The organism is Streptomyces chengmaiensis, assembly GCF_029846775.1.
GTDB classification, from domain to species: domain Bacteria; phylum Actinomycetota; class Actinomycetes; order Streptomycetales; family Streptomycetaceae; genus Streptomyces; species Streptomyces chengmaiensis.
This window is the reverse complement of sequence record NZ_JARWBG010000027.1, coordinates 77127-93802: the sequence shown is the minus strand read 5'-3', so window position 1 is coordinate 93802 and position 16676 is coordinate 77127. Positions and strand designations below refer to the sequence as shown.

Here is a 16676-nt window from a genome sequence, read left to right as displayed (position 1 = left end):
CCTCGCCGACACACCCCGGGCCCACACCCGCACCAGCCACTTCGCACGACTTCGCCCCGCCGAGCAACAGCTCGACGGGGCGAAGCAGCAGGCCCCGAATTAACCAACAGCGTCCCGGGAAGTGCCGGGGCCTCGTGCGGCCCTCGGTCGGCGTCGGCTGACGCCGGCTTCGGGAGGTTCAGCCGCCCGCCACGGTCCGCGAGTGCGGTGGCCGTCGGCTGCCGGACGGTGTGACCGGCGTCCGCTCCGAGCGGACCCCATGCGGTCGCGGCCGCTCCGTATGACCGGACGTCCTGCCTGTCGGCGACGGGGTTGAGGGGGCGAGCCGCCCCCCTCCCACGGACACCGTCTCCGGTTCGCGCACCGGCTCCCCGGCCGGTGCGGGGGCCGGCCGGGCGTACCTCCCCGGCGCGCCGGCCGGAGACGTCCTGGGGCCGCCCGCCGCGACCGGCAGCGACGGCACGCCGAGCCTGCGGCGCGCCCGCCACTGCTCACGCACCGCGAAGATCCAGGCCTCCGTGCGACCGATCAGCGGTTCGCACCAGGGCAGCCCGAGCATGATCAGCAGTCCCGCCGCCCAGCCGAGCAGCACATCGCTCAGCCAGTGCGTGCCCAGATACACGGTGGTCAGGCCCACGCCCAGGGAGACCACGGCCGACAGCGCCGACAGGTGCCGCCGAGCCCGCGGCGTGGTGGCCAGATACGCCAGGATGCCCCAGGTCACCACGGCGTTCGCGGTGTGCCCGGAGGGAAATATATCGCCGCCGGCGAACAGCTCGGCCGATCCGATCTGGGTCGCGTAGTGGGGGCCGAGCCGGCCGAGGCCCAGCTTGACCGCCCCCACCGTGCAGTTGAGCAGCAGCAGCGCCGCGCCCAGGACGAGCAGTGGGCGCAGGGTGTGCTGACGCCAGGAGCGCCAGCCCAGCCAGGCCGCGACCATGACGGCCGTGGGCCCGCGCTGGCCGAGGACCACGAAGTAGTCGAGGAAGGCGTGCAGTTCCGGCCACTGCTGATAGGGCCGGAACAGCATGACCTTCCAGTCGAGCGCCACCAGCCAGGTCGACGCCAACACGGCGACGACGATGGCGAGATAGAACGCCGACGTCCCGCCGAAGAGGGCGAGACGGGTGCGGCTCATCCGCGGGATCTCTATCTTCGGCGGTTCCGGCTCTCGGTCCAGGCGGGCAAAGATGTCGGTACGCACCCAATCGACGTTACAGCGAGTGAGTGTCCGGCTCGGGCGATCCGGTCTCTTTGTGATGTCGATGTGATGTGGAGTGTGTCTCGGCTTCCGGCCAATTCCATGGACCGCCGTGAAATTCCGGCCGCCTTCTCTGTTATTTTCTTGATGATCTTCCCAGCGTCTTTTTTCGCGTGCTCGAATGCCGTTCACCGCCGCCCCGTTCGGAATTTCCCGGCCGTTCAGCGCGGGCCGAGATCCACTTTCTGCGCGGCCCGGGGCGGCCCCGGCGTGGCGTACGCCACACCCCCGCGCGCTGCCCGGTGAGAGATCCACCACGCGACCCGGGCCTGAACTCGCGTACGCTGACGTGCCGTCCCCGTCTGTCCGCCGAGCGTCCGCCGAGCGGGAGGGGACTCGCTGGGAGGTACGTACATGTCCGGGACGACCACGGCCGGAGCACGGCTGCGGGCCGCCGGAGGCGGTGCGAACCGCTGGGTCGTCCTCGTCGTCCTCTGTGCCAGCCTGCTGCTCGTCGCTCTGGACGCGACCGTGCTCCACGTCGCCGTCCCCGCCGTCACCGAGGATCTGCGCCCCAGCGGCGTCGAACTGCTGTGGATCGTCGACTCCTATCCCCTGATCTGCGCCTCGCTGCTGATCCTCTTCGGCACGCTCGGCGACCGGGCGGGCCGCCGCCGCATCCTGCTCCTCGGCTACGGCATCTTCGGCGCGGCCTCCGCGGTCGCGGCCTTCGCGCACACCCCCGAACTGTTGATCGTCGCGCGCGCCCTGCTCGGCGTCGGCGGCGCGATGATCATGCCGGCGACGCTGTCCATCCTCCGCGCCGTCTTTCCCGACCGCCGGGAGCGGGCGCTGGCCATCGGCATATGGACGGCCGTCGCGGCCGTCGGGGCGGCCACCGGCCCGGTGCTCGGCGGCTTCCTCGTCGAGAACTTCTGGTGGGGCTCGGTCTTCCTGATCAACATCCCGCTGATGGCGCTGGTCCTGCCCGTCGGACGCTGGCTGCTGCCCGAGTCCCGCGGCGCGGGCGACGGCCCCTGGGACGTCCTCGGCGCACTGGTCGCCGCGGCCGGAGTGCTCGGCGTGGTCCTCGGAGTCAAGCGACTCGGCGCTGGCCGGGATCTGTACGACGCGTCCGCGGTCGTGCCGCTGCTGCTCGGGGCGGTCCTGCTCGCGCTGTTCGTACGCAGGCAGAAGCGCCGCGACCATCCGCTGATCGACATGCGGATGTTCTCCCGCGCCGCCTTCTCCGCCTCCGTCGGCTGCATCGTGCTCGCCATGCTCGCCCTCGTGGGCCTGGAGCTGATCGCCGTCCAGTATCTGCAGCTGGTCCTCGGCCTCAGCCCGCTGGAGACCGGGCTGCGGCTGCTCCCGCTGACCTTCGCCGCGATGGCCGCTGGCGCCACCGGATCGCACACGCTGCACCGGATAGGCCCGCGCCGGATGGTCAGCTGGGGCTTCGCCCTGACCGCGGGCGCGGTGCTGCTGTTGACGCTGATGGGGCAGCACGACCGGCCCTGGCTGCTCACCGCCGGATTCGTCCTCCTCGGCTTCGGGCTGCAGACCACGCTCTTCGGGGCGTACGAGTCGATGCTCAGCGAAGCCCACGCCGACCAGGCGGGCGCGGCGGCCGCGATCGGCGAGACGTCGTACCAACTGGGCGCCGGCATGGGCATCGCGCTCCTCGGCAGCGTGATGAACGCGGCCTATGCTCCCTCGGTCGCCGGGCTGTCCGGAGTGCCGGCCCCGGCGGGCGCCGCCGCGGCCAACTCCCTGGGCGAGGCCTACCAGGTGGCGGACCGGCTCGGCGGCGCGGCGGGCGAACTGCTGCGCGCCACCGCGCGGCACTCCTTCGTCCACGGCCTGCACATCACGCTCGTCGTCAGTGCGGGGCTGCTGCTGCTCGGCGCGCTGGCGGCGCTGCGGCTGCCGTGGCGGATGGAGGCCGGAAGGGATGTGTGCGACGCCGCGCGGAAGGGACACGGCGAGGAGCCCGCGCGGTCGGAGCCCGTGGCCGCGGAGCCCGTGGTCGCGGAGCCCGGACGGGAGTCGCCCGCGGGCGGCGCGGAGGGCGCGAAGCGGTATGCGTCACCGATTCCGCAGTCACGCGCCGCCGGCGTGGCCGGCCGCGAGCCGGTGGAGGCCGCCGGGTCTGGACGGGCGGCACGCTGAGCCGTAGCGTCACCCCAGCCTCGCAACTACCACTGCTAGTTTTCGCAGTGCCGTGAGTCGTGAGTCCTGAGTCGTGATTACAGTGCCGTGAGAGCCGCCGGAGGTCATGCCCATGTCCGCCCCCTCGAAGCTGCCGCCGTTCGATCCCAGCGATCCCCTCGGCATCGACGCGCTGCTCACCCCCGAGGATCTCGCCATCCGCAGCACCGTCCGCGCCTGGGCCGCCGATCGCGTCCTGCCGCACGTCGCCGGGTGGTACGAGCGGGGCGAGCTCCCCGGCATCCGCGAGCTGGCACGTGAACTGGGCTCGATCGGCGCGCTCGGCATGTCCCTCGAAGGCTACGGCTGCGCCGGGGCGAGCGCCGTCCAGTACGGGCTCGCCTGTCTGGAGCTGGAGGCGGCCGACTCCGGCATCCGCTCACTCGTCTCCGTACAGGGTTCCCTCGCCATGTACGCCATCCACCGCTACGGCTCAGAGGAGCAGCGGCAGCGGTGGCTGCCCGGCATGGCGGCGGGGGAGACCATCGGCTGCTTTGGACTGACCGAGCCCGACCACGGCTCCGACCCGGCCGGCATGCGCACCTACGCCAAGAGGGACGGCTCCGACTGGGTCCTCAACGGGCGCAAGATGTGGATCACCAATGGCTCGGTGGCGGGCGTCGCCGTCGTCTGGGCGCAGACGGACGAGGGAATCCGGGGCTTCGCCGTACCGGCCGACGCTCCGGGGCTCTCGGCCCCCGAGATCAAGCACAAGTGGTCGCTGCGCGCCAGCGTCACCAGCGAACTGGTCATGGACGACGTACGGCTGCCGGCCGACGCGGTGCTGCCCGGCGTCCGGGGGCTCAAGGGGCCCCTCAGCTGTCTGTCGTACGCGCGCTACGGCATCGTCTGGGGCGCGATGGGCGCCGCGCGGTCCTGTTTCGAGGCGGCGCTGTCGTACGCGGGGACGCGCGAACAGTTCGGCAGGCCGATCGGGGGCTTCCAGCTCACCCAGGCCAAGCTCGCCGACATGGCGGTGGAGCTGCACAAGGGCATCCTGCTGGCCTGGCACCTCGGCAGGCGGATGGACGCCGGGACGCTCCGTCCCGAGCAGGTCAGCTTTGGGAAGCTGAACAATGTGCGGGAGGCGATCGAGATCTGCCGCACCTCTCGCACGATCCTCGGAGCCAACGGGATCTCGCTCGAGTACCCCGTCATGCGCCATGCGACCAACCTCGAGTCGGTGCTCACCTACGAGGGCACCGTCGAGATGCACCAGCTGGTGCTGGGCAAGGCGCTCACCGGCCTCGACGCCTTCCGCTGACGGGGCCCTGCCCTTCGGCGCCCCGTCAGCTCTGGTTGAAGAAACCGTCCTGTGGCCGCCCCGCCGACTCCCCGCTGACGATCTGCGTATCGGCGGGGGTCAGCAGGAAGACCCGGTGGGCCACGCGCTCGATCGAGCCGCGCAGTCCGAAGGTCAGGCCCGCGGCGAAGTCCACCACGCGTTTGGCGTCCGCGGGCTCCATCGAGGTCAGATTGACGATGACGGGGACGCCGTCGCGGAACAGCTCGCCGATGCCCCGTGCGTCACGGAAGCCGTCCGGGGAGACGGTGGCGATCCGCCGGCCCTGCTCCTGTGCGGAGTCGGAGGCCACTCGCACCCGGGGGTCGGTGACCCACGCATCGCTCGTCTCGGCATCCTCGGCGTACTCCTCGTCGTAGTACCGCTCGTCGCTGTCCTCGACGAGTCCCAGCCAGGCGCTCGCCTTGCGCACCGATCCCATGGACGCCTCCTTTCGCTGCGGTCTTGTGTCCGATCCGCATCCCTATGGTCGTCCATGATGCGGATCGCGCGCCAAGTGGATAGTCGCCGTGCAGGCGATTCGTGACGGTACTGGTGCAGAAGATATGGCGATTCGTCAAGGTTGTTGCACTGTAGGCGACCTGAGGACATAAAAAATATGAGCGTCGAGCCGGACGGGTGAGGCGAGGGGACAACCGGGTGAACGGCTGCCGCGACCTTCGCCTCGTCCGCCAGCGGGCGAAGGGTCTGCCCGCGCCCCGGGGACCCGCTCCCCGCGAGTCGGCCACACGGAGGGCGAATTCCGGCCGCGTCGCAGCCCGTCCGGCCAAGCCTCCGCCCCACCCGCCCCGCCTCGCGCCCGAACACGCCCCGGTCTCCGGGGCAAGCCCCTCACCGGCCATCTCCTTGCCCGCTCAACCGCGGACCGCCACTCCCTCGCGCGGTGATGCGCCGTCAAGGGACCCGATCAGCACCCGTCCTGAGGTGCGGCGCGCCCCTGATGCGCACTGCTTCAGCCATGCGCTCCCCGGCGGGCGGCCCACGACCGAAAGGCACCCTTGCGGGAGAAGTTGACGGCGGAAATACTCCCGAGCAGCGCTTGTCAGGGACACCGCCTGTCCGAAAACCGGACAGACTTCTGACATTCGATCAGATATGCGCCCTGGCTGCGCCTCACGGGCCCCGAACCCCACAACGGGCCCCCGACTCCCCTCGGGAGGAATGAGAAGTGAGGATCAAGCGCACCACCCCCCGCACCCGCACGGCGAGACGCAGCCGCCTGCTCGCCGTCGCCACCGGACTGATCGCCGCCGCGGCCCTGGCCGTACCCACCGCCAGCGCCGACTCCGCGCAGACCGGGACCTTCAGCGCCGACCGGCTTGCCGCCGCCGGCGACGCCGTCCTCGACGCGGATGTCGCGGGCACCGCCTGGCATGTCGACAAGTCGACCGGTACGGTCGTCGTCACCGCCGACAGCACGGTCTCCCAGGCCGAGATAGCCAAGATCAAGCGCGAGGCCGGAGCCGACGCCGGCGCCCTGCGCATCGAACGCACCCCCGGTGTCTTCTCCACGCTGCTCTCCGGCGGGGACGCCGTCTACGCGCCGAGCTGGCGCTGCTCCGCGGGCTTCAACGTCCGCAGGGGCGGCACGTACTACTTCCTGACCGCCGGCCACTGCACCGACGGCTACCCGAACTGGTACACCAACTCCTCGCGCTCCACGCTCATCGGCCCCACGGCCGGATCCAGCTTCCCGGGCAATGACTACGGCATCGTCCGGTACTCCAGCAGCTCGGTGTCGCACCCGGGCGCCGTCGGCAGCATCGACATCACCGGCGCCGCCGATGCTTACGTCGGCATGTCCGTCTGCCGCCGCGGCTCGACGACGGGCACCCACTGCGGCCAGGTCACCGGCCTCAACGCCACGGTCAACTACGGCGGCGGCGATGTCGTGTACGGCATGATCCGCACCAATGTGTGCGCCGAACCGGGCGACAGCGGCGGTCCGCTGTACTCCGGCAGCCGGGCCGTCGGCCTCACCTCGGGCGGCAGCGGCAACTGCACCTGGGGCGGCACCACGTTCTTCCAGCCGGTCACCGAAGCGCTGAGCCGGTACGGAGTCAGCGTGTACTGACCCGGCCTGCACCGACCCGCGCCCGGCAAGCAGGCCCCCGTCCGGCAGTCGGCAGCCGGGCGGGGGCCTTCCCCATGGTTGAAAACCGGACAGGACTAGTCCTTACGCAATGCCCATGGCGCGATTGCACGTGGTGTTCGCAAACGGAATCGACCTGTGGTGATCGAGGTGGTGAAGGTCCTGTGACCACCGCTCAGTTGTCGTGTGGGCGTCCTGAAGTCGACCTTGTGTGTGGGCGATCGACATCGGAATAGTGGGGGGCGATCCTCCGCGTTCGACCACCCCACTGGCTCGGACGCGGCCCCCCACAGGAGGTTGTGTTGAAGCACCGACGCATGCCCAAAAGGAAAGTGGCGATGGCGGGAGGGGCGATTCTCGCCGTGGTCGCCGCGGGCGTCACCTTCCAGAGTGCGAATGCCACGGACTCGCCCAAGGAGTTCAAGGCGAAGACCCTCTCCGCGACCGCGGCCGGAAAGCTCGCCTCAACGCTGCAGCAGGACCTGGGCGCAGACGGAGCGGGTGTGTACTACGACGCCGAGGCGCGGGCCCTCGTGGTGAACGTCGTCGACGAGTCCGCGGCGCAGACCGTGCGCAAGGCGGGCGGCAAGGCGAGGGTCGTGGAGAACTCCCAGGCCGAACTGAAGTCGGCCCGGCAGACCCTCACAGACAAGGCGACCATCCCCGGCACCTCATGGGCGGTGGACCCGGTCTCCAACAAGGTGGTCGTCACCGCGGACCGCACGGTCGAGGGCGCGGAGTGGGACCGGCTCAGCCGGGTCGTCGAGACGCTCGGAGGGAAGGCGGAACTGAAGAAGTCCGCCGGGGAGTTCAAGCCCTTCGCCTCCGGCGGGGACGCCATCTTCTCGGGCGGGGGCCGCTGCTCCCTCGGCTTCAACGTCCTCAGGAACGGCGAGCCGCACTTCCTCACCGCCGGCCACTGCGGGCAGTCCGGCAGCCGCTGGTCCGACTCCCGCGGCGGCGGGCCGATCGGCACGATGCTCGACTCGCAGTTCCCCGGCAACGACTTCGCGCTCGTCAAGTACGACGACAACGCCCCGCAGCCGAGCCAGGTCAACCTCTACAACGGCACCGCCCGGCGGATAACCGGCGCGGGCGAGGCCACGGTCGGCATGGGAGTCCAGCGCAGCGGCTCCACCACCCAGGTCCGCAGCGGCCAGGTAACCGGCCTCGACGCCACGGTCAACTACGGCAACGGCGACATCGTCAACGGTCTCATCCAGACGAACGTCTGCGCCGAGCCGGGCGACAGCGGCGGCTCCCTCTTCGCGGGCGACACCGCGATCGGTCTGACCTCGGGCGGCAGCGGCGACTGCTCCTTCGGCGGCGAGACGTTCTTCCAGCCGGTGTCCGAGGCGCTGGCGGTGTACGGCGCGGAGATCGGCTGAGCTCTGACTGCCGGTCGACGCCCGGCCGTTGACGCCTGACGATTGACGCCTGACGATTGACGCCCGCCCCGGACACCCTGGCTCCGGGGCGGACGTCAATCGTCCTCAGCCCCCGTGTGTGCGGGCGCTGTGCAGTTCGATCAGAGCACGCACCGGCCGTGGCAGCCAGGCGTCGGTCGTGGCGTGGCCGTGAGAGAGATCCGCGAGGATTTGGGCCGGGCTGGGACGCCGAAGAGGGTCGGTTTCCAGACATCGGGTCACCACCGGCGCCAGGGCTGCAGGCAGCATGCTCAGGGCGGCGTTACGCGGCACGCGGTCGGGAAAGGGAGCGGCGCCGGCGGCATGGCACAGCACCATGCCCAATGCGTAGACGTCGGTGGCCGGGGTGAGGGCGGCACCCGTGTACTGCTCGGGTGCGAGGAATCCCTTGGTGCCGATGATGGCGTTGGTGCGGGTGAGCGGGGTGCCGTCGCTGGTGCGGGCGATGCCGAAGTCGATGACGCGGGGACCGGACAGCGACAGGATGATGTTGCTCGGCTTGAGGTCGCGGTGGATGACGTCGCACTTGTGGATCCACTCGAGTGCCTCGGCGACTCCCACGGCGAGGCTGCGCAGTGTGTTCGCCGGGAGTGGGCCGTGGTGGCGGATCACATCACGCAGTGACGGGCCGGGGATGTATTCGGTGACGAGCCAGGGCTGCTCGGCGTCCGGGTCCGCGTCCACCACATGCGCCGTGAAGAAGCCCCCGACCTGCCGTACGGCGTTGATCTCGCGGGCGAACCGCCGCCGGAACTCGGTGTCGTCGGCGTGTTCCTTCTTGATCAGCTTGACCGCGACCTGACGACCGCCCTGCGACCGTCCCAAGTAGACCGTTCCCATGCCTCCTTGCCCCAGCCGGTGGGTGAGGACGTACCGGCCGATGCGCTGTGGGTCCGCCGGTCCCAGCGGTTCGTGTTCGGGCGCTGCACGGTGAGCAGACATGTTCCGGGCGCGGATGGCGGCCACTTCGTGCTCTGCCTCGGCCTCCAGGATCGCTGTGCGCTTGTCGCTGTCGGCGCGCATCTGCCTCTCCATCGACTCCAGGATGGCGGCGGGAAGCTCGATGGCCTTCAGCTCGATGCGGTTGACGCGGATGCCCCATGCGATGGCGGCTTCTTCGACGATTTTGCCCAGGGCGGCGTTGATCTCCTGGCGGGAGGCCAGAGTCCGCTCCAGGTCCATGCGGCCGACGAACTTCCGCAGGGTGGTGACGGTGAGCTGCTCGATGGCATGGATGTAGCTGGCCACGCCATACGTCGCGGCGCGGGCGTCGATGACCAGGTAGTAGATGACGGTGTCGATGTTGACGACCAGGTTGTCCTGGGTGATCACCGGCTGGGGCGGGAAAGGCACGACCTGCTCGCGCAGATCGATCCGGTTGCGGATCGAGTCGATGAACGGGACGACGATGTGCAGGCCCGCGTTCAACGTGCGGGTGTGGCGTCCGAACCGTTCGACGATGGCGGCGCTGCCTTGCGGGATGATCTGGACCGACTTGATCAGGGCGAGGAAGACCGGTACCGCCGCAACGATGCTGACGATCAGCCATACATCCATTGTTCTCACGCCCCCACCACCGCAAGTGCCCCGGAGAAACCCCGAGTTGCCGATGCCGAGTGTGTCAGATCACGCTGGGGCGCGTGGGGAAGTCCCCGCCCCCACCGGTCCCCCGTCCTCCTCGCCGTTGCGGCGCAGGGAGGCCATGATCAGGGTGATCGAGGTGCCGACCGCGGCCCAGGCGGACAGGACGAGCAGCGGGCCCATGACCGCGTTGCCCAGGAAGTAGGCGATGGAGCGGGCGGTCCAGGTGCCCGCGCCCGGGGGGAGGGCCGGGCCGATGGAGCGCCAGAAGTCGGGGAGCAGGGGGCCGGGGACCGCGCCGCCCGCGCTGGGGTTGCCGGCGATCACGACCAGCAGGATGGCCAGGCCGATGCCCACGATCCCGAAGAGCGACTGGAGGGCCAGGGTGGCCGCGCCGACCGCGAAGACGACAAGGGCGCCGAGGCCCCACAGCGCGGCGACACTGCCCGGCAGGGCGCCCAGGACGGGGCCCGCGATCACCGCGCCGAGGAGGCCGGAGACGACGGAGTACAGGGCCATCACCGCGAGCCGGAGCAGGGCGCGGGAGCTGTTGGCGGGCCGGGCGCCCGCGCTGATCGCCAGGACCGCGGCGCAGAGATAGCCGCCCACGCACCAGCCGACCACCAGATAGAAGGAGGAGAGCCCGCCCGCGTCCCCGGCGGACGCGGGGGCGACGTCCTCGACGGCCAGGGTGCGCTGCTGTGCCCGCTCCACTTGTTCGAAGATCCTGATCAGGGCGCGGGTCTCTGCGGCGCCCTGGCCGGAGGCGGTCAGCAGGGTGTCCTCCGTCGACCGGGGGTCGATCAGCAGCGCCGCGTCGATGTCCCGCTGGAGCATCTGCCCGCGCGCGTCCTGCTCGTCGGTGAGCGCACGGGGGTCCAGCGGATCGCCCGGCAGTGCCCGCAGCCGCTCGATCGCCTGCTCCGCCGCCTGCGGGGGCGCGACCACCGCGACCTTGACGTCCTTGGGGTCCGGATGGTGCAGCGCGCCGATGTACGAGGCGATGAACAGCAGCTGGAGAGCGAGCACGCCGATGACGAGCGCGGCGGCCCGGGGGGTGACGGCGTTCCTCAGCTCATCCGCGAACCTCATGGCCTCAACGCTCCGTGCCACTCGGCGTTCCCGCAGGTGGGAGGGGGCTGGATGGCTGAGGAGCCGGCGTGGAGGGGCAGTGCCGCCATGCATCGTACGAATGTTCGAAACTTGGTCTATGGTGGTGGAGGAGGGGGAGGTGAGACGGACTGATCCAGGAGGTGCGGGTGCCCGGCTTCACGCATCTGCACACCGTTTCCGGGTTCTCCCTGCGCTACGGGGCTTCCCACCCGGAGCGGCTGGCCGAGCGTGCCGCCGAACGGGGTATGGACGCCCTCGCGCTGACCGACCGCGACACCCTCGCCGGCGCGGTCCGCTTCGCCAAGGCGTGTGCGAAGGAGGGTGTGGGCATCCGGCCGCTGTTCGGCGTGGACCTCGCGATCAGCGACCGCGCCCCCGTCGAGGACCGGCCGGCCGAGCGGCGGCGCACCCCCGTGCGCGGCGGCGCCTTCGTGGACGAGACCGCCCCCCGCGCTGTCTTCCTCGCCCGCTCCCGCGCGGGCTGGGCCCGGCTGTGCCGGATGGTCGGCGCCGCCCATGCGGCCGCCGACGCCGGCAGCCCGCTGCTTCCCTGGGACGACAACAGCGGCGATGAGCTGACCGTACTGCTCGGCCCCGCCTCCGACGTCGGCCGCGCCCTGACCGCAGGCCGCCCCGACCGCGCGGCCAGACTGCTCGCCCCCTGGCAGGAGCGGTACGGCGACCGGCTGCGCCTGGAAGTCGTGGACCACGGCCGCACCGGCACCGTCCCCGGCTCGCTGCGCCAGGCCGCCCGCACCCTCGGCTTCGCCGCCCAGCAGGGCGTACGGGCCGTGCTGACGAACGCCGTACGGTACGCCGACCCCGGCCAGGGGCCGGTGGCCGACGTCCTGGACGCCGCCCGCCGCCTGGTCCCCATCGACCCCTCCAAGGGCCTCGACAGCGGGGAGCGCTGGCTCAAGGACCCGGCCGCCATGGCCCGCCTCGCCGAGCAGACCGCCGAGGCCGCCGGATTCCGCCGCGACACCGCGCACCGGCTGCTCGCCATGACCGAGGAGAGCGCCGCCGAATGCCTCGTCGACCCCGAAGACGACCTGGGCCTCGGCACGGTCCACTTCCCGGAGCCGCATCTGGTCGGCGCGGACCGCCGCACCCCGCAGCGGGTGCTCGCCTCCCGCGCCGCCGCAGGCATGGTGCTGCGCGGCTATGACGGCCGCCGCGCCTACTGGGAGCGGATGCACCACGAACTGGACATCATCGCCCACTGGGGCTATGCCTCCTACTTCCTCACCGTCGCCCAGGTGGTCGACGACATCCGGGCGAGGGGAATCCGGGTCGCCGCACGAGGCTCCGGCGCGGGCTCGCTGGTCAACCACCTCCTCGGCATCGCCCATGCCGACCCCGTCGAACAGGGACTGCTGATGGAGCGCTTCCTGTCCAAGCGGCGCTCCGTGCTGCCCGACATCGACATCGACGTGGAGTCCGCCCGCCGGATCGAGGTCTACCGCGCCATCATCGAGCGCTTCGGCGAGGAGCGGGTCGCGACCGTCGCCATGCCCGAGACCTACCGGGTGCGCCATGCGGTACGGGACGTGGGGGCCGCGCTCTCCATGGACCCGGCCGAGATCGACGAGATCGCCAAGTCCTTTCCGCACATCCGGGCCCGCGACGCCGGCGCCGCCCTGGACGAACTGCCCGAACTGCGCACCCTCGCCGAGCGGCGGGAGAAGCACGGGAGGCTGTGGGAGCTGGTCGAGGCGCTGGACGCGCTGCCGCGCGGGGTCGCCATGCACCCGTGCGGGGTGCTGCTCTCCGACGCCTCGCTGCTGACCCGTACCCCGGTGGTGCCCACCAGCGGGGAGTCCCTGCCCATGTCGCAGTTCGACAAGGACGACGTGGAAGACCTCGGGCTGCTCAAACTCGACGTCCTCGGTGTGCGGATGCAGTCGGCGATGGCGCACGCGGTCGCCGAACTGCGCCGTACGACGGGCCGGGAGTTCGACCTCGACGACCCGGAGCAGGTCAGGCCGGGCGACCCGGCAACATATGAGCTGATCAGATCGGCCGAGACGCTGGGCTGCTTCCAGATCGAGTCGCCCGGCCAGCGCGATCTGGTCGGCAGGCTCCAGCCGTCGACCTTCCATGATCTGGTCGTCGACATCTCGCTGTTCCGGCCGGGCCCCGTCGCGGCCGACATGGTGCGGCCGTTCATCGAGGCCCGGCACGGCCGGGCGCCCATCCGCTATCCGCACCCCGATCTGGAGGAGCCGCTGAAGGAGACCTACGGCGTCGTCGTCTTCCATGAGCAGATCATCGAGATGCTGCACATCATGACCGGCTGCGGCCGGGACGAGGCCGACCGGGTGCGGCGCGGACTCTCCCACCCCGAGTCACAGGGTGCGATCAAGGCATGGTTCGCCCAGCGGGCGAAGGCCAGGGGCTATGCGCCGGAGGTCGTCGACCGCACCTGGGAGATCGTCGAGGCGTTCGGCTCGTACGGCTTCTGCAAGGCGCACGCCGTCGCCTTCGCCGTGCCCACCTATCAGTCGGCCTGGCTCAAGGCGCACCATCCGGCCGCCTTCTACGCCGGGCTGCTCACCCATGACCCCGGCATGTATCCCAAGCGGCTGCTGCTGGCGGACGCCCGGCGGCGCGGGGTGCCGGTGCTGCCGCTGGATGTGAACCGCTCGGCAGTCGCACACCACATCGAACTGGTGTCTGGTGGAAAGGGTGAATACGGGGCCTCCGGGGCGTGGGGACTCCGGCTCGGGCTCGCCGACGTCCATGGCGTCACCGAGGCCGAGGCCGCCCGTATCGAGGCCGGACAGCCCTACACCTCCCTGCGGGACTTCTGGGAGCGGGCCCGCCCCAGCCGCCCGATCGCCGAACGGCTCGCCCAGGTCGGCGCGCTGGACGCCTTCGGCGCGAACCGGCGCGATCTGCTGCTGCATCTCGCCGAACTCCACCGAGGACACCGTGCCGCCGGGGCGTACGGCAGTCAGCTCCCGCTCTCCGACGGACAGCGGACCGCCCGCATCGGACTGCCCGACCTCAGCGACGCCGAGCGGCTGAGCGCCGAACTGGGCGTGCTCTCCATGGATGTCTCCCACCATCTGATGGGGGATCACCAAGCCTTCCTGGAGGAGCTGGGCGTGGTCTCCGCCCGTCGGCTGCGCGCCGCTCCGCACGGGCAGACCGTGCTGGTCGCGGGCGCGAAGGCGGCCACCCAGACCCCGCCGGTCCGGTCCGGCAAGCGGGTCGTGTTCACCACCCTCGACGACGGCACCGGCCTGGTCGACCTCGCCTTCTTCGACGACAGCCACGAGGCGTGCGCCCACACCGTCTTCCACTCCTGGCTGCTGCTGGTGCGCGGCACGGTGCAGCGGCGCGGGCCGCGCAGCCTCAGCGTGGTCGGCGCGGCTGCCTGGAACCTGGCGGAGCTGATCGAACTGCGGCGTACGGGAGGGCTCGACGCGGTCGCGGCCCGGCTGGCCCGGCAGCAGCAGCCGGGGAGCGGTGACGCCCGGCAGCAGTCGTCGGGAGATGGTGACGCCCGGCAGCAGCAGTCGGGGGACGGTGACGCCCGGCAGCAGTCGGCCGACAGCGGCCGCCGCATCACCCTGTCGACCGGCTATGAGCTCAACCCCTGGGCGGACCTCCAGCCTCCGGGTGAGAAGGCCGCCACCGGACGGGCCGTGGGCAGGAAGCTGTGGCACCAGAGCCCCGGGAGCGCAGGATGATCCTCTATGTCCGCTTCCGGCTGCCTCCGATGCACGAGGCGGCGCTGCCCGAACTGCTCGCGCTGATCGGCGACATCAGTCCGGCGGTGCAGGCGCTGCCGCCCGATGCCGCGCTCGTCGACATCCGCGGGGCCCAGCGGTACTTCGGCCGGGACGCGGCCGAACTCGCCTCGCTGCTGCGGGTGCGGGCGCTCGCGCACTGCGGCGTCGACTGCGCCATCGGCGCGGGCCCCAACCCGATGCTCGCGAAGATGGCGGCGCGGGCCGCCGAGCCCGGCGCCACCCTGGCGGTGCCTGAGGAGGACGCGGCCCGCTTCCTGCACGGCAAGCCGGTCGCCGCGCTGGAGGGCGTCGGCCCCGCGACGGCCCGTACGCTGTGCGGCTACGGTCTCGACTCCGTCGACCGGGTCGCCGCCGCACCGCTCGCCGTGCTCCAGCGGATCGTCGGGGCGCGTGCCGGGCGCGAGCTGTGGGAGCGGTCGCACGGCATCGACCGCACGGCGGTCGTCCCGAACGCCGCTGCCCGCTCCCTCGCCGCCGAACGGTCCTTCCCGCTTGATGAACTGGACCCGGAGCGGCACCGGCGCGCACTGTTGTCGATCACGGAGGAACTGGGCGCCAGGATGCGTGCCGAGAAGCAGGTGTGCCGGTCGCTGACCCTGGTCGTGCGGTACGCGGACCGGTCGACCACCACCCGCTCCCGCGCCCTGCGCGAGCCGAGCGCCCACTCGGCCGCGCTCACCTCCGCCGCATACCGCCTCCTCGGCTCGCTCGGACTGCAGCGGGCCAGGGTGCGGGGCCTGACGCTGCGTGCGGAGGACCTCACCCCGGCCGAACGGGCCGCCCGGCAGCTGTCGCTCGACCCGGAGGACGAGCGGGCGCGCCGGATCGAGGCGGTCGCGGACCGGGCCAGGGCCAGGTTTGGCCCGAAGGCGGTCATTCGGGGTTCCCTCGCCGCATGACGGCTGCCCGTGCGGCGGGCTTCACGCAGGTGATGCGCCTTCAGTTTTTACCGACGCGTAACTTCCCAAGCACTTCCTACTTGTGCGTAACTTGACCTGAGCGCAGCAGTTACAGCCATCAGGCGCACCCCCACGCCTGGGCGCTGATGTCATGACCATGCCATCACTTCTCCCTTGAGCCGCAAGGAGACTGATCGATGCTGCCCTGGAAACACGCCCGCAGACTCCTGACCGCCCTGCTGCTGGCCATCGCCTTCGCCCTCGTCCCCGCAGCCGCTGCCCATGCCGGCTCCGCCCCCAGCAGCGGCTGGAACAACTACTCCTGCAAGCCGTCCGCCGCCCATCCCCGGCCCGTCATCCTCGTACACGGAACCTTCGGCAACTCCATCGACAACTGGCTCGGCCTCGCGCCCTATCTCGTCAAGCGCGGCTACTGCGTCTTCTCCCTCGACTACGGGCAGCTCCCGAACGTGCCCTTCTTCCACGGGATCGGCCCCATCGACAAGTCGGCCGAGCAGCTCGACGCCTATGTCGACAAGGTGCTCGACGCGACCGGAGCGGCAAAGGCAGACCTGGTGGGACACTCCCAGGGCGGCATGATGCCGCGCTACTACCTCAAGTTCCTCGGCGGCGCGGACAAGGTGAACGCCCTGGTCGGCCTCGCCCCCAGCAACCACGGCTCCACGCTGCACGGACTGAGCGGGCTGCTGCCGTACTTCCCCGGCGCCGCCGACCTGATCTCCGAGAAGACCCCCGCCCTTGCCGACCAGATCGCCGGCTCGCCCTTCCTCACCAAGCTCAACGAGGGCGGGGACACCGTGCCCGGAGTGCAGTACACCGTCATCGTCACCAAGTACGACGAGGTGGTCACCCCGTACCGCTCCTCGTTCCTCGACGGGCCGAACGTACACAACGTCGTGGTCCAGGACCTGTGTCTCCTGGACTTCTCGGAGCATGTGGCGATCGGGCTGTTCGACCGGATCGCCTTCCACGAGGTGACCAACGCCCTGGACCCGGCGCACGCCACGCGGACGACGTGCGCCTCGGTCTTCGACCGGCCCTGAGCCCCCCGGCCCGACGCCGTCGGG

At 71.1% G+C, this 16676-nt stretch carries 10 protein-coding genes and 2 pseudogenes; 7 read left to right on the top strand and 5 right to left on the bottom strand.

Annotation, left to right across the window (positions count from 1 at the left end):
* Positions 1-178: 178 nt before the first annotated feature.
* Complete coding sequence (locus QCN29_RS22475; protein ID WP_279930340.1) at positions 179-1204, bottom strand: phosphatase PAP2 family protein; 1026 nt, start codon at positions 1202-1204, stop codon at positions 179-181.
* Positions 1205-1615: 411 nt separating this feature from the next.
* Here QCN29_RS22475 and QCN29_RS22470 point away from each other — a divergent pair, with 411 nt between their 5' ends.
* Together QCN29_RS22470 and QCN29_RS22465 are read left to right on the top strand one after the other, a co-directional pair.
* Positions 1616-3373: an MFS transporter gene (locus QCN29_RS22470; RefSeq protein WP_279930338.1), complete on the top strand. Its 1758-nt coding sequence runs from the start codon at positions 1616-1618 to the stop codon at positions 3371-3373.
* 112 nt (positions 3374-3485) lie between these two features.
* Complete coding sequence (locus tag QCN29_RS22465) at positions 3486-4676, top strand: acyl-CoA dehydrogenase family protein (protein ID WP_279930336.1); 1191 nt, start codon at positions 3486-3488, stop codon at positions 4674-4676.
* 25 nt (positions 4677-4701) lie between these two features.
* Here QCN29_RS22465 and QCN29_RS22460 read toward each other — a convergent pair whose 3' ends face one another.
* Positions 4702-5136, bottom strand: a complete 435-nt coding sequence (locus QCN29_RS22460; protein WP_279930335.1) for a cell division protein SepF — start codon at positions 5134-5136, stop codon at positions 4702-4704.
* Positions 5137-5883: 747 nt separating this feature from the next.
* Here QCN29_RS22460 and QCN29_RS22455 point away from each other — a divergent pair.
* Both QCN29_RS22455 and QCN29_RS22450 read left to right on the top strand, forming a co-directional pair.
* Positions 5884-6789, top strand: coding sequence for a S1 family peptidase (locus QCN29_RS22455; RefSeq protein ID WP_279930334.1), 906 nt, complete (start codon positions 5884-5886; stop codon positions 6787-6789).
* Positions 6790-7109: 320 nt separating this feature from the next.
* Positions 7110-8195, top strand: a complete 1086-nt coding sequence (locus tag QCN29_RS22450; protein WP_279930332.1) for a S1 family peptidase — start codon at positions 7110-7112, stop codon at positions 8193-8195.
* Positions 8196-8300: 105 nt separating this feature from the next.
* Here the strand turns inward: QCN29_RS22450 and QCN29_RS22445 are convergent.
* The 3 genes and pseudogenes from QCN29_RS22445 to QCN29_RS22435 all read right to left on the bottom strand — a co-directional run.
* Positions 8301-9095, bottom strand: a pseudogene (locus QCN29_RS22445) (serine/threonine-protein kinase); the annotation flags it as partial.
* 87 nt (positions 9096-9182) lie between these two features.
* Positions 9183-9791, bottom strand: a pseudogene (locus tag QCN29_RS22440) (SPFH domain-containing protein); the annotation flags it as partial.
* Between the two features lie 69 nt (positions 9792-9860).
* Positions 9861-10907: an ABC transporter permease gene (locus QCN29_RS22435; protein WP_279930330.1), complete on the bottom strand. Its 1047-nt coding sequence runs from the start codon at positions 10905-10907 to the stop codon at positions 9861-9863.
* 167 nt (positions 10908-11074) lie between these two features.
* Between QCN29_RS22435 and QCN29_RS22430 the strand changes: the two genes are divergently transcribed.
* The 3 genes from QCN29_RS22430 to QCN29_RS22420 all read left to right on the top strand — a co-directional run bounded on the left by QCN29_RS22430 (position 11075) and on the right by QCN29_RS22420 (position 16652).
* Entirely contained in the window at positions 11075-14626 is a 3552-nt protein-coding gene (locus QCN29_RS22430; protein ID WP_279930329.1) for a DNA polymerase III subunit alpha, read from the top strand.
* Positions 14623-15588 carry a DNA polymerase Y family protein gene (locus tag QCN29_RS22425; protein ID WP_279930328.1) on the top strand — a complete coding sequence of 322 codons (966 nt, stop codon included), beginning with the start codon at positions 14623-14625 and terminating at the stop codon, positions 15586-15588. The genes QCN29_RS22430 and QCN29_RS22425 overlap by 4 nt, the downstream gene beginning before the upstream one ends.
* 197 nt (positions 15589-15785) lie before the next feature.
* Positions 15786-16652, top strand: a complete 867-nt coding sequence (locus QCN29_RS22420) for an esterase/lipase family protein (RefSeq protein WP_279930327.1) — start codon at positions 15786-15788, stop codon at positions 16650-16652.
* Positions 16653-16676: the final 24 nt, after the last annotated feature.

Coding starts and splice junctions, on each gene's coding strand:
- QCN29_RS22465 (WP_279930336.1), top strand. CDS start 3,486: ATGTCCGCCCCCTCGAAGCTGCCGCCGTTCGATCCCAGCGATCCCCTC.
- QCN29_RS22460 (WP_279930335.1), bottom strand. CDS start 5,136: ATGGGATCGGTGCGCAAGGCGAGCGCCTGGCTGGGACTCGTCGAGGAC.
- QCN29_RS22470 (WP_279930338.1), top strand. CDS start 1,616: ATGTCCGGGACGACCACGGCCGGAGCACGGCTGCGGGCCGCCGGAGGC.
- QCN29_RS22420 (WP_279930327.1), top strand. CDS start 15,786: ATGCTGCCCTGGAAACACGCCCGCAGACTCCTGACCGCCCTGCTGCTG.
- QCN29_RS22435 (WP_279930330.1), bottom strand. CDS start 10,907: ATGAGGTTCGCGGATGAGCTGAGGAACGCCGTCACCCCCCGGGCCGCC.
- QCN29_RS22425 (WP_279930328.1), top strand. CDS start 14,623: ATGATCCTCTATGTCCGCTTCCGGCTGCCTCCGATGCACGAGGCGGCG.